Source organism: Sphingomonas phoenicis, assembly GCF_047238005.1.
GTDB lineage: Bacteria > Pseudomonadota > Alphaproteobacteria > Sphingomonadales > Sphingomonadaceae > Sphingomonas.
Genome location: NZ_JBDFMC010000002.1, coordinates 1,193,600 through 1,206,396 on the forward strand (window position 1 = coordinate 1,193,600; position 12,797 = coordinate 1,206,396).

The following is a 12,797-nucleotide window of genomic DNA, read 5'->3' on the forward strand; positions in this document are numbered from 1 at the left end:
GGAACGGTCACGAGCGCGACGGGTTGACCGGCCATGGCCTCTTCGCAATCGATCGAGCTCGATCCCCCTCCCTATCCAGACCTTGCCACCGCCAGCCTGTTCTTCGACTTCGACGGCACCTTGGTCGATCTGGCGCAGACACCTGACGGCGTCGTCGTCGACGATGCGCTGGGGAACCGATTGTCCCGGCTATCCCGCGCCACGAACGGCAGGGTCGCGATCGTCACCGGTCGCTCGATCGCCCAGATCGACGCATTGATGGGGCATCATGCAAAGGGGCTCGCCATCGCTGGCAGCCACGGCGCAGAGCGTCGCACCTCACGAGAGGGGCATGTGCGTCCCGAGCGGTCCGCAGAGTTGGAAAGCGCAGCCGCGGAGCTGAAGGCGTTCGCGGCGCTGGAGGGGCTGTTGTTCGAGGCCAAGTCGCTCGGCGTCACGCTCCATTATCGCCAATGCCCGGAGCGGGAGGGTGAGGCGGTCGCGATGGCGGAACGGGTCGCGACTCGATTCGGCCTTCATGCCAATCGCGGCAAGATGATGGTCGAGGTTCGCCTGCCCGGCGACAAGGGACAGGCGATCGCCACGCTGATGGACAACGCCGCGCTGCACGGTACCACGCCCTGGTTCTTCGGCGACGACCTGACCGACGAGGACGGCTTCGTGGCAGCAACCGAACTGGGCGGAGCAGGAGTGTTGATCGATCCGCCGCGCGCGACGGCTGCCGCCTACCGGCTTGATGACGTGGCCGCACTTCGCGAGTGGATCGACGAGGTCCTCGCCCGCGCGGAGGCGGTGGCGGAGCAGCGGGCATGAGCCGGCTGGTCGTCATTTCAAACCGGGTCGCGGTACCCAGCAAGGATGCCAGCGCGAATCAGGGCGGCTTGGCCGTCGCGCTGCTCTCTGCCTTGCGCGAACATGGCGGCATCTGGTTTGGATGGTCGGGCGAAACGACCGAGCATTTCACCGGCGATATCCAGCTGACCCAGGGCGACGGCGTCACCACGGCGACCATCGACCTCGAGGAACAGGATATCGACGAGTATTACAATGGTTTCGCAAACCGGACGTTGTGGCCGCTATTCCACTACCGAATCGACCTGACCGAGTTCGAGCGCGACTTCGATAGCGGCTATGCCCGCGTGAACGCGCGCTTCGCCGACACGGTATTGCCGCTGATCGAGCCTAGCGATCTGGTCTGGGTGCATGACTATCATTTGATCCCACTAGGCCGCCAGTTGCGCGAGCGTGGACTGAAGAACCGGCTCGGCTTCTTCCTTCATACGCCTTGGCCGCCGTCACGGCTGCTCACCTCCCTGCCGAGTCATCGAAAGCTCGTGGAATCGCTGTTCGCCTACGACGTTGTCGGCTTCCACACGGAGGATTGGCTGGACAGTTTCCGCCGCTACGTCGTCGACGTAATGGGCGGCACCCTGGGCGAGGGCGATGCGGTCACCATCGGCGACCGTACGATATGCGCGATCGTCGCCCCGATCGGCATCGACACGGCAGAGTTCGAGGCGGCCGCCATTTCCGACGAGGCACGGTTCGCGCGCGACCGCATGCACATGTCGCTGACCGGGCGGAGCCTGATCGTCGGCGTCGACCGGCTGGATTACTCGAAAGGACTGCGAGAGCGCTTCCTGGGGTACGAACGCTTTCTCCAGAACGATCCGGACCGCCGGGCGCTGGTGTCGCTGCTGCAGATCGCGCCGCCAAGTCGTGAGAAGGTGAACACCTATCAGGAGATCCGCGCCGATCTCGACGCGTTGTCGGGCAGGATCAACGGCGAATATGCCGATATGGACTGGGTACCCATCCGCTACGTCAATCGCGGCTACCCCCGCCCGCAATTGGCCGGAATCTACCGCGCCGCGCGGGTGGCACTGGTGACGCCGCTGCGCGACGGAATGAATCTGGTGGCGAAGGAGTATATCGCCGCTCAGGACCCGGAGGACCCCGGCGTCCTGATCCTGTCGAGCTTCGCTGGAGCTGCCGCCCAGATGATCGAGGCAGTGCTCGTCAACCCGTACAGCGCCGAGGAGATGGCGGACGCGATCGTCACCGCGCTGACCATGCCACGTGAGGAGCGCGTCCGTCGTTGGGAAGCACTGATCGAGGGCATCCGCCGCGAGGACGTATTCTGGTGGTGCCGGCTTTTTCTCGACGCATTGGAGAAGACGCCAGTGGCCGAGCCGGCAACAGCCTGACGCTCATCCCCCGATCAAGCCGTCACAGTACATGATCAGCCGGAGCGTACGCCGTGGCTTCGTCATGCCGCCGCGCGCCGATCCGGCATCGCCACGCGCGTACGCGGCATCGCTTCGGGCATATCCACTCGAATGGCGGCGAGCACCGCCTCCCTGACCTCGCACCGGAGATCGAAGGCGGTCGAGGCATCCTTGGCGGTCATCAATCCGCGGACCTCGATCGCGTCCGCCTTTACGTCGGTGACCTGACAGTTCCAGAAACGCCGATCCCATCGCGCGCTCGCCTGAACCGCATCACCCACGATTGCCCGGACGCGATCGATGTCGCTTGCCGGATCGAGGTACCAGAAGACCGATCCCAACAATTGGCTGGTCTCGCGCGTCCAGTTCTGAAAACTGGTCTCCAGGAACTTGGACACCGGCACCACCAGTCGCCGCTCGTCCCACAGCCGTACCACGACGAAGGTCAACCGGATCTCCTCGATCCGTCCCCACTCCCCGTCCATGATGATCACGTCGTCCAGCCGGATCGGCTCGGTAAAGGCCATCTGGATACCCGCGATCAGGTTCTTGAGCGCGGGCTGCGCCGCAGCACCCACGACCAGGCCGACGATGCCTGCCGAGGCCATCAGGGTTACCCCGATGGTGCGGATGCCCGGCACGCTCAGAAGCATCAGGCAAACCGTCAGGAACGCGATGAAAACGCTGCCGATACGCCCCAGTATCGCGACCCGGGTGCGCCGCCGGCGGGCGGCCAGATTGTCCTCGACCGTTATGTCGGTGTTCAACTCGACACCCAGCCGCACGGCTTCGAGAACTCCTACCGCAAACCAGCCCATCAGGGCGGGAAAGACGAAGCCCAGCAGCCGCTCCCACATCTCGCGGGTGTCGGCGGACATCGGCAAGGCGCGCGACACGAAGCTGACCGCGACCATGACGAACAGCCACTGCAAGGGCCGCCGCACGCTGCCGACCACGATCTGCCGGGCATCGCGCCGACTGCGACGTCCGGCGCGCAGGATCAGCCGCATGGCAAGCCAGTGTGTGGTCAGCGCAAACAGAATCGCCAGCGAGACGGCGATGACGCTCTGCATCCACAGCCATTCGCGCGGCAGGCGGAGGAGATCGAGTAAATCCATCCACGCTCAACCGGGCAACGATCCCGCAGTTCCGCTGCGTTGCAGCATCGACAAAGGGCCGACAATGTCCTCGCGTGTCCGTGCGTGCACGCCGACTGCCCCTGCGCTGCAACAATCCAGCTGCATCCACGACTTGTTTAACACCTCCGTTTAGGAGATGACGCCAGCATGTCAGTCACGACCCCCGTCCTGATCGAGCCGCGGCGCTTCGGCGATGCCCGTGGATGGTTCACCGAAGTCTATAACGAGGCGACCTTCCACGCTCGTGGCATCACCCAGCGCTTCGTGCAGGACAATCATTCGCTGTCGGTCCCGCGCTACACGCTGCGCGGCCTGCATTTCCAGACGCCGCCGCATGGGCAGGACAAGCTGGTTCGTTGCATCCGCGGGCGGATCTACGACGTGGCCGTCGACGTTCGGCGTGGCTCGCCGACCTTCGGCCAGTATGTCGGCGCGGAACTGTCGGCGGAGAATGGTCATCAGCTGTTCGTCCCCGTCGGCTTCGCCCACGGCTTCCTGACGCTGGAGGAGGATTGCGAGGTCACCTACAAGGTCAGCGACCTCTACGCGCCCGACTGCGACGGTGGCATCCGCTGGGACACGGCGGACATCGACTGGCCGATGCCCGTCGGCGTCACCCCCGAATTGTCTGCAAAGGACATCGAACTGCCGGCACTCGCCCAGTTCGACAGCCCCTTCCCCTATGATGGCGCACCGCTCGCGCCGCTCGCCTGAGGACCATCGCATGCGTATCCTGCTCACCGGCGGTGCCGGCTTCATCGGCTCGGCACTGGTTCGGCAACTCATCCACAACACCACCCACGAAGTGCTGAACTTCGACAAGCTGACCTATGCCGGAACGCTGACGACCGTGGAGGAGGTAGCCAGCTCGAACCGGTATAGCTTCGTACAGGGCGACATCTGCGACGGCGAGGCGGTGCGGGCGGCGATCGAGGAGTTCAAGCCGGACATCATCACGCATCTGGCGGCGGAGAGCCATGTGGATCGCTCGATCGATGGGCCGGATGCGTTCATACAGACCAACATCGTCGGCACCTTCACGATGCTGACCGAGGCGCGCCGCTACTGGCAGTCGCTGGACGGCGCGGCAAAGGACGCCTTTCGGTTTCACCACATCTCGACCGACGAAGTGTTCGGGTCGCTGGGCGACACGGGCTACTTCACCGAAGACACGCCCTATGATCCCCGCTCACCCTATTCGGCATCGAAAGCGAGCAGCGATCATCTCGTATCGGCGTGGGGCCATACCTATGGCCTGCCGGTGCTGATCACCAACTGCTCGAACAACTACGGGCCGTACCACTTCCCCGAAAAACTGATCCCGCTCATGATCGTCAAGGCGCTCGCCGGCGACACCCTGCCCGTCTACGGCAGGGGCGATCAGGTGCGCGACTGGCTGTTCGTCGAGGATCACGCCCGTGCCCTTCAGACGGTGTTCGAGAAGGGGCAGGTCGGCCGTACCTACAATATCGGCGGTAACAACGAGAAGCAGAACCTAGAGGTCGTCAAAACAGTCTGCGCGATCCTGGATCAGGAGCGTCCGCGCGCCGACGGTCAATCGTACGAAACACAGATCGGCTATGTGGCCGATCGCCCCGGGCACGATATGCGCTATGCGATCGATGCCGGCCGCATACGCGACGAACTCGGCTGGACGCCGCAGGAGACGTTCGAGACCGGCATCGCCAAGACGGTGAAATGGTATCTCGCCAACGAGGGCTGGTGGCGGCAGATCGTCGACGAGCGCGGCGCCGCCCAGCGCCGCGGCCTCGCTGCCTGAGTAAGCCCAGGTGATGAAGCAAGTACTCGTCACCGGCGGCTCCGGGCAGGTCGGCACGGAGCTCGCCCGCTACGACTGGCCCGCGGGTTGGCAGGCCATCGCGCTAACCCGTGCCGAACTCGACCTGACCGATCCCGCGGCCATCAACAGGATGGTCGCATCGCACCCGTGGGTCGCGATCGTCTCCGCCGGCGCCTACACGGCGGTCGACAAGGCGGAGACTGATGCGGTCGCCGCCTGGCAGGTCAACGCTCTCGCGCCAGCCGCGCTGGCCGTTGCCGCACGGGATGCGGGCATCCCCATCGTCCATGTCTCGACCGACTATGTCTTTCCGGGCGATCGGGAGGGAGCTTGGGAGGTCGACGATCCCGTGGCGCCGCTCGGCGTGTATGGCGCATCGAAACTGGGCGGGGAATTGGCGGTTCGAACGTCGGGCGCCCGTCATGCGATCGTCCGCACCGCCTGGGTGGTGAGCGCGCACGGCAACAACTTCGTCAAGACGATGCTCCGCGTCGGCGCCGACCGCCCGGTCATGCGCGTCGTCGCCGACCAGCATGGCAGTCCGACCAGCGCCGCGGATCTCGCTGCTGCTCTCGCAACACTGGTGGTTCGGCTGGCGGAAGATGCGGAGGCGCCGACCGGCACCTATCATTTCTCCAACGCAGGACCGACCAGCTGGCACGGGTTCGCCGAGGAGATCTTTCGTCAGGCGGCGCCGCGCGGCGGCCCCTCCCCCACGGTCGAGGCGATCACGACCGCCGAATTTCCGACGCCGGCCACACGACCGGCCAATTCCCTGCTCAGCCACCGTGCCATCGAACGCGATCACGGCATCCAGCCGCGCGGATGGCAGACCGCGCTGGGCGACATTCTCGACGAGTTGCTAGGAAAACCGAAATGAAGGGTATCATTCTTGCCGGCGGCTCCGGAACGCGCCTGCATCCGGCCACCCTGGCCATCAACAAGCAGCTGCTGCCAGTATACGACAAGCCGATGATCTATTATCCGCTGTCTGTATTGATGCTGGCGGGTATCCGCGACATCCTCATCATCTCGTCGCCGGAGTTCATCGACAATTATCGTCGCATGTTCGACGATGGATCGAAGTGGGGCCTGTCGATCAGTTATGCCGAACAACCCCGGCCTGAAGGGCTAGCTCAGGCATTCACCATCGGCGCGGAATTCATCGGCGACGAGAACGTCGCGCTAGTTCTGGGCGACAACATCTTCTTCGGCGCACACCTGACCGATCTGCTGGCCAGTGCCGTTGCGCGCACCAGCGGCGCGACGGTCTTCAGCTACCGAGTCGAGGATCCGGAGCGTTACGGCGTCGTCGAGTTGGCGGAGGGCGGCAAGGCGATCAGCCTTGAGGAAAAGCCGGAAAAGCCGCGCTCCAATCACGCGGTCACCGGCCTGTATTTCTACGACAATCGCGTCGTGCAACTCGCCCGTGACCTCAAACCCTCACACCGTGGGGAGTTGGAGATCACCGATCTCAATCGCCTCTACATGGAGGCGGGCGACCTGTACGTGGAACAGATGGGCCGTGGTTATGCATGGCTCGATACCGGCACGCACGATTCGCTGCTGGAGGCCTCGGAATTCGTTCGCACGATCCAGCACCGCCAGGGCATCCAGGTCGCCTGCCTGGAAGAAATCGCGTTCGAGCAGGGATTCATCACCGCCGATCAGGCGAGAGCGCAGGGCGAAGCGCTGAAGAAGACCGCCTATGGCCGCGCCATCCTGAATGCGGTGGCCGACGCCGACTGATGGCGACCGGTGGCGTGCAGGAGCGCGCCACCGTCTGCGGCGACTATCGCGCCTTGTCCGTGCATTCGCGCCGCTGTTCGACGCGATTGTCGCCGTCCCGTCGCGTCAGGATGGAAAGCGAACGGCATCCGCTGGTGCCATCCGCAGGGCCGACGACCACGAAGCCGCGTTCGCTGCCATCGGCCGCTGTCCATTGCTGGAGATGTCCGCTGCTCATCGCAGCCCGGATCGCGACGGTCATGCTGGTCGCGACTGCCGTCGCCTCGACCGTATCGAGATCGCCTACCGTAAACTCGTTCGCCGCCGCCCTTTCCGCCCGTGGAGGTGACTGGTTCGCCACTGATCGGAAAGAACTCGCCCTGCGCTCGGCTGTCATTGGCATCTTGGATTTGATGTCCGGTCGCGCCGGGAACGTCCGTACCGGCGGCAACGGCATGCTGACGACGTAACGATAGCCGGCACTGGCCCGCGACGAATTGATCGCCAGACCGATCATGGTCGCACCACCCAGCATTCCGAGCATCGTGCCAATGATCGCGGTAGGCCGCCATCCACGTTGGCGTGGGGCGACGATCCGATGGCCCGTTGCGAATGACGCGGTATATTCGGTCCGGCTGAACGAGAAGTGCCGATTGCCCGCACTAAATACCCATGACCGCTCACGGCGGTCGACGGTCGCGGCTTTGGGCATGGGACTCGAAGGACGAAGCTGCATGACGGTCTCCAAGTCCGGCTTCTACGCCAGCTGTGCGCCCAAACCAAAATGTTTGACGCCACATTGTCATGCTCCGCGTCGGCAAGCACAAAAAAACGCCGCGACCATCAGGCCGCGGCGTCCCTTTTAACCGATTACGCCGAGATTAGGCGAAGACGGTCGTCGTGCGGCGACGCGAGCGCATCGCGAAGCCGACCATGCCGAAGCCAGCCAGCATCAGCGCCCAGGTCGAGGGCTCCGGCACCGCGAACACGAGGTTGTCGAACTCGGCCGCGTTGAACTCCGTCGATGCAACTCGCAATCCGCCAAACGCCGCATCACCGGCCTGTCGGGTGAACGTCACACGATATGCAGCCTGGCCATTCGGCGTACCGGCGGGCGTCGCGAAGCTCAGCAGTTCAGTGCCGGTGTAGGTGCGGATCACCGAACCGGTCGTAGTCAGCAACGAGATCGAATTGTAGCTGTCGACGGAACCGACATACAGGCTGATGAGATCGTAGCTCTTGCTGCGATTGAAAATGCTGACGCTGCTATTTGCCTGCACCGAAGCGTAGGGCGAATTGTCACCCGGCGTCGGGACCGACCACATGTTAGGGTTGCTACCGGTACGAACGCCGAAATTTCCGCCGGCGGGGGCAGGATTCGGTCCAGTCGCTGCCAGCGTAAAGCCAGCGCCTTGAAGATTCGAGATCTCGGTTGCGGTGTTGCCCGAGTTGAAGGTGAATACCGTGCTCGACGGTCCGGTGACCGGCACGTCGAACGCGTCACGCGTAGATACAACAGTAATGGCCGACGCCGGTGCGGCGACGGCAATGGCGGCGAGAATGCCGGCCGCGGTCAATGCGAGCTTGTTCATGGAAAAACCTCCCTGTTTCACCTTCGGAAGCGACCCACGCCTTGATGGTTCGGGCGAATGATCGCGTACGGGCCGCAGGACGGCCTGCGCTCGATAGAGCAGCAGTTTAGCAAAAAGTAAAGATCGTCTATGTCAAATCCGCCCCATTTTGGGATACGTAAGCTGAACCTAATATAAACAGGGCACACATTGTTTCTGATCGAGACACAGGCCTGACAGCGGTGACTCACCCGGATGTGGCTCAGTAGGCGGATTTCGGAAACATCACCGCGGCCACGGTACGCGCCATGATGTACAGGTCGAAGCCCACCGACCAATGGTCGATATAGAACAGGTCGAATTCGACCCGCTTCAGCAGCTTCTCGTCAGTGTCGGTCTCGCCGCGCCAGCCGTTGACCTGTGCCCAGCCGGTCATGCCCGGCTTTACGCGATGTCGTGCGGCATATTTCTGAGTCGCTTCGCTGAAAAGGACCCCAGCCACCCGAGTCGACGGCGCGTGCGGTCGCGGCCCCACCAGCGACATGTTCCCGATCACCACGTTGAACAGCTGCGGTATCTCGTCGATGCTGGTCGCACGGATGATCCGTCCGACACGGGTGACACGAGGATCACCGACCTGCGCTTGCCGAATGTCGCTATATTCCAGCATGTCGGTCCGCATCGATCTGAACTTCCAGATGTGGAAGCTGCGCTGGTTGAACCCTTCGCGTTCCTGACGGAAGAAAACCGGCCCCGGGCTATCGAGCTTCACGGCGATGGCGACGATGACAAGGAACGGCGCCGCCATGATGAGGATCAGCGTGCCCAGAAACAGATCCTCCGCCCGCTTGAGGATCTGGTCGATGCCACTGATCGGCCGCTCGAACAGGGTCATCAGCGGCAGGTCGCCCAGCATGACCAGGGTCTGGCCGGCCATCGTGAACGACGACAGATCGGGAGCGAGTCGGATCAGGACCGGCAGCATCGACAATTGCGCTACCACGCCCTGCAGCTCCGCATCGTTGACATAGGGCATCGCGACGATGACCTGATCGATCCGTCCGGCCCGGATATCCGCCAGCAATGTCTGGACGCCTCCCCTGTAGGGGCAGGACGACGGGGTGAGATCGCCGCTGACATGATCGTCGTAACAACCCACCAGATCGATCGTGAACAGGCCATTGTCTGCGATATAGTGCGCCAGCCGCTTGCCCTGGACGTTCGAGCCGAGAATGGCGACGCGCTGGTTGAACACGCCCCGACGCTTCGCGGATCGCAGCATCAGCGTTGTGCCACCACGAACGATGACGAGCCCGCCGCTGACCGACAGGAACCAGAAGACGGTCCAGCCGCGCGAAAAAGTACCCGACGCCTTCAGGAAAAAGGCGAGCGTCAGCATGGCGACGCAAGCGCCGAGCCAGGCGGTAAGCACCCGCGTCCAGCCGATTCGCAGGGTAAAGCGGGCGTCTACGTCGTAGCAGCCGGTCAACTCGGCGACGAGCGCATATGCGATGGTGCTCAACCAGGCGACCCGGACATAATCCTCGATGGGGCGGAGCTCGAACACGGAATAGCTGAGCCAGATACCGACCAGACCGACGACGACGACGGCGCCACCCTCGACGAAGCGCGAGAACAGTCCTGCCAGTTCCATCATCGCCGGACGGCGAGCCGCACGCCGATCCTGGATCGGCGGGCCGGAGCCGCTGCCACTGCCAGCATCGGTGAACGGACTCACGATTCGTATTACCCCTTCTCACTCGCCGGCGTCGTCAGCCGGACTAATCCTGCATGGTTAACAAGAGACCTACCTAGTTTCGATCGGTCCTGATCCACGTCTTCTCGCGTCGTATCAGGGCCGCCAAGGACAAGGCGAGCTTCCATAACACGTACTTTGGAATTTCGTGCCAACCAGCCAGCAGGCCCAATCGCCGGTGGGCCGCCAGGGCGAGGATAACACCCCCCACCGCCATCGATGTCGCGATGCCCACCAACAGCAAAGCCGCGCCTCCCACTCCGATGAGCAGCCAGACGGTCGCCAGAACCAGCATCAGTGCCGTATCGAGTGCCAGGAGCGGGATCAGCGGCGGCGTCAACAAATGCAGCCCCAGCCATCCCGACATCAGCGGGCCGTGCGTCAACGCTCGACGCAGTAACCCGCCCGCACTGTCCGAAGCCACCTGGAAGAAGCCCGATTCCCAGCGCCGGCGCTGAACGGCCGTTCCCTTGTCCGAACTCGTCGTACCCAGGACGACCGCCTTCGCCTCGAACAGGGGGGCACGATCGTTCAGGCTCGATTCGATGCCCAGCATCAGATCCTCAGCGACATGCCCCGTTGCAAGCGGCAGGTCGGCGAAGACCGGCCAGGGAAAAGCCATGCCCGATCCGGTCAGGACGGCAGGCGCGCCGATTCGTGCGGCGCCCAGCTGGCGAACGGCGTTCTTGACGTAGAAGGCTGCCGCCGAGAAGCGCGCGACACTGCCGTCGGCCGGCGCAACCTCGATGGTATAGGCGCCCTGCACCGGCCGACCGGCGCTGATCGCCCTCGCCGCCAGCCGTTTCAACGCGCCAGGCTGCGGCACCGTGTCGGCATCAACGACGACGACACACGCAGGCGGTGCGAACGACAATGCTTGACGGCCAAAATCGAGCGCGAAACCCTTGCCGCGGCGATCCGTGTCGTGTCGCTCGATTACTTCTACGCCTGCGCTTCGCACGATCGACGCCGTATCGTCGGTACAGTTGTCGGCGATCACCAACAACCTCATGCCTGCGGGCATGCCGGCACGCGTCGCCGTCAGCACCTCGGCGATGCCGTTCGCCTCGTCATGCGCGGGCATCAGCACGACGACGTCAGTTGGATCGGCAATGGGGAAGTCGGCACCATCCGCCCGAGCCGGGACGATACCGCCCCAACACTCGACGATGAAGACGCTGGTGACGAGTAGCAGCGGCGTCGTGACGACGAGGCACAGAATATCGAGCATCGTCACTGGACCACCATGTGCGACAGCAATTGGCGGGCATTCCGCTCTGCATCGTGCATCCGCTCGACACGCCTCCGCCCTACTTCCCCCATGGCAGCCAGCCGATCGGCCGGCGTAACGAATGCAGCCGCCATCGCCGCAGCCAGCGCCGGCGCAGAACCAGCCGGCACGACCCAGCCGCACTCGGCATCCACCAGTTCCGGGATACCCGCCACGGCGGTGGTGACGACCGGCGTGCCTACGGCCAATGATTCCATGATGACCACCGGCAATCCTTCCGCGAAACTCGGCAGGACCATCGCCTTAGCTTGGCGGAGTTGGGCCGCCACGTCGGCGCCGCCACGGCTTCCCAGGAACGTCAGCTGATCGTGAACGCCTAGCCGCGTCGCCTCTCGCTCCAGCGTCGTTCGCAGCGGTCCGTCGCCGACGACGGCGACGCGCGGCATCACGCCTGACGCGCGCAGCAGGCCCAGCGCTTCCACCAGGATCGGCAGCCCTTTTTGCGGCGCGAGCCGGGCGACTACGCAGAAGTCATACCCCTCGCTCGCGGACCCATCCGTCTGATCGATCGCTTCGAGGTCCACGCCGCAGCGGACGACAACGATACGCGGCCATAGATCGACATCCACCCACCGGCACAGCTGACTGCGACCATAGTCGCTGATCGCCACCACGAGCTTGGCATCGGCGATCTTGCCGGCGAGATCCAGTTGTCGCGGCTCGTCGAACTCGTCGGGCCCATGGACGGTAAAGCTGTAGGGAATGCCGGAAAGAAGATGCGTCATCCGCGCGACGGCCGCGGGATTGGTGCCGAAATGGGCATGGAGGTGACGCGTACCGGCAGCGACCATCGTATCCACGATCCGGCAAGCCTCCGCCAGGTAAGCGGTTCGCGTGATCCATCCCCTCAACGAGAACGGAACCATGGAGCGGCTGGCGCGCCACGCCGCTGCCACCCTACGCGGTCGCCTGATCAGGTGTCGCACGATGCCCGCCAACAACGATGCGGGCCGCTGCAACACCACCGTCGTTCGTTCTCGCTCGGCCCGATCGGCCGGATCGGGAAGATGGTCCGGTGCCGCGCGGATCGACAGGCGTAGCACCTGATGGCCAGCCGCTTCGATACCCGCAATCTCGCGCCGGACGAAGGTGTGGCTTACAGTTGGATAGCGATTGACGAGATAGGCAATGTTCATGACTCGTCGCACTGCCCCGCTTCTACCGCTTCGAAGCGGTTGTCATCCCAAATACGATCGCGTCGCGAGGGTCAACGCCCTGCCAGCCCGCGTGCCTGCCCGATCTTGCGTTAATGGGCGATTAGCACGAGAGGCTCTATCCGTGCG

General features: G+C 63.9%; 12 protein-coding genes. 6 read left to right on the plus strand and 6 right to left on the minus strand.

Going from position 1 to position 12,797, the window contains the following annotated elements; all coding sequences use genetic code 11:
• Nucleotides 1-33: 33 nt before the first annotated feature.
• The gene (gene otsB, locus ABC319_RS06945) at nucleotides 34-813 is read left to right on the plus strand and encodes a trehalose-phosphatase (protein ID WP_413069518.1); all 780 of its coding nucleotides are present in this window, start codon (nucleotides 34-36) and stop codon (nucleotides 811-813) included.
• Nucleotides 810-2,207 carry an alpha,alpha-trehalose-phosphate synthase (UDP-forming) gene (locus ABC319_RS06950; RefSeq protein ID WP_413069519.1) on the plus strand — a complete coding sequence of 466 codons (1,398 nt, stop codon included), beginning with the start codon at nucleotides 810-812 and terminating at the stop codon, nucleotides 2,205-2,207. Before otsB ends, ABC319_RS06950 begins: the two co-directional genes overlap by 4 nt.
• Nucleotides 2,208-2,269: 62 nt before the next feature.
• Here the strand turns inward: ABC319_RS06950 and ABC319_RS06955 are convergent, their stop codons facing one another.
• The gene (locus tag ABC319_RS06955; protein WP_413069520.1) at nucleotides 2,270-3,346 is read right to left on the minus strand and encodes a mechanosensitive ion channel family protein; all 1,077 of its coding nucleotides are present in this window, start codon (nucleotides 3,344-3,346) and stop codon (nucleotides 2,270-2,272) included.
• A 168-nt stretch (nucleotides 3,347-3,514) separates the two neighbouring features.
• On the opposite strand from ABC319_RS06955, the gene rfbC reads away from it, so the two are divergent.
• From rfbC to rfbA, 4 genes are read left to right on the plus strand one after another with little or no spacing between them, the layout of a single operon-like run.
• Nucleotides 3,515-4,081, plus strand: coding sequence for a dTDP-4-dehydrorhamnose 3,5-epimerase (gene rfbC / locus ABC319_RS06960; RefSeq protein WP_413069521.1), 567 nt, complete (start codon nucleotides 3,515-3,517; stop codon nucleotides 4,079-4,081).
• A 10-nt stretch (nucleotides 4,082-4,091) separates the two neighbouring features.
• Nucleotides 4,092-5,147: a dTDP-glucose 4,6-dehydratase gene (gene rfbB / locus ABC319_RS06965; RefSeq protein WP_413069522.1), complete on the plus strand. Its 1,056-nt coding sequence runs from the start codon at nucleotides 4,092-4,094 to the stop codon at nucleotides 5,145-5,147.
• A 13-nt stretch (nucleotides 5,148-5,160) separates the two neighbouring features.
• Nucleotides 5,161-6,048 carry a dTDP-4-dehydrorhamnose reductase gene (rfbD, locus tag ABC319_RS06970; protein ID WP_413069523.1) on the plus strand — a complete coding sequence of 296 codons (888 nt, stop codon included), beginning with the start codon at nucleotides 5,161-5,163 and terminating at the stop codon, nucleotides 6,046-6,048.
• On the plus strand, nucleotides 6,045-6,917 hold the full coding sequence (gene rfbA, locus ABC319_RS06975; RefSeq protein WP_413071641.1) for a glucose-1-phosphate thymidylyltransferase RfbA: 873 nt from the start codon (nucleotides 6,045-6,047) through the stop codon (nucleotides 6,915-6,917). Before rfbD ends, rfbA begins: the two co-directional genes overlap by 4 nt.
• Nucleotides 6,918-6,960: 43 nt before the next feature.
• On the opposite strand, the gene ABC319_RS06980 is transcribed toward rfbA, so the two are convergent.
• From ABC319_RS06980 to ABC319_RS07000, 5 genes are all read right to left on the minus strand, one after another.
• Complete coding sequence (locus tag ABC319_RS06980) at nucleotides 6,961-7,632, minus strand: hypothetical protein (RefSeq protein WP_413069524.1); 672 nt, start codon at nucleotides 7,630-7,632, stop codon at nucleotides 6,961-6,963.
• Between the two features lie 145 nt (nucleotides 7,633-7,777).
• A complete protein-coding gene (locus ABC319_RS06985; protein WP_413069525.1) occupies nucleotides 7,778-8,488 on the minus strand; it encodes a PEPxxWA-CTERM sorting domain-containing protein in 711 nt (236 codons plus the stop codon).
• Nucleotides 8,489-8,729: 241 nt separating this feature from the next.
• Complete coding sequence (locus ABC319_RS06990; protein WP_413069526.1) at nucleotides 8,730-10,205, minus strand: undecaprenyl-phosphate glucose phosphotransferase; 1,476 nt, start codon at nucleotides 10,203-10,205, stop codon at nucleotides 8,730-8,732.
• Between the two features lie 73 nt (nucleotides 10,206-10,278).
• Nucleotides 10,279-11,454 (minus strand): glycosyltransferase family 2 protein, encoded by a 1,176-nt coding sequence (locus tag ABC319_RS06995; protein ID WP_413071642.1) that lies wholly within the window; start codon nucleotides 11,452-11,454, stop codon nucleotides 10,279-10,281.
• A 2-nt stretch (nucleotides 11,455-11,456) separates the two neighbouring features.
• The gene (locus tag ABC319_RS07000) at nucleotides 11,457-12,650 is read right to left on the minus strand and encodes a glycosyltransferase family 4 protein (protein ID WP_413069527.1); all 1,194 of its coding nucleotides are present in this window, start codon (nucleotides 12,648-12,650) and stop codon (nucleotides 11,457-11,459) included.
• Nucleotides 12,651-12,797 lie beyond the last annotated feature (147 nt).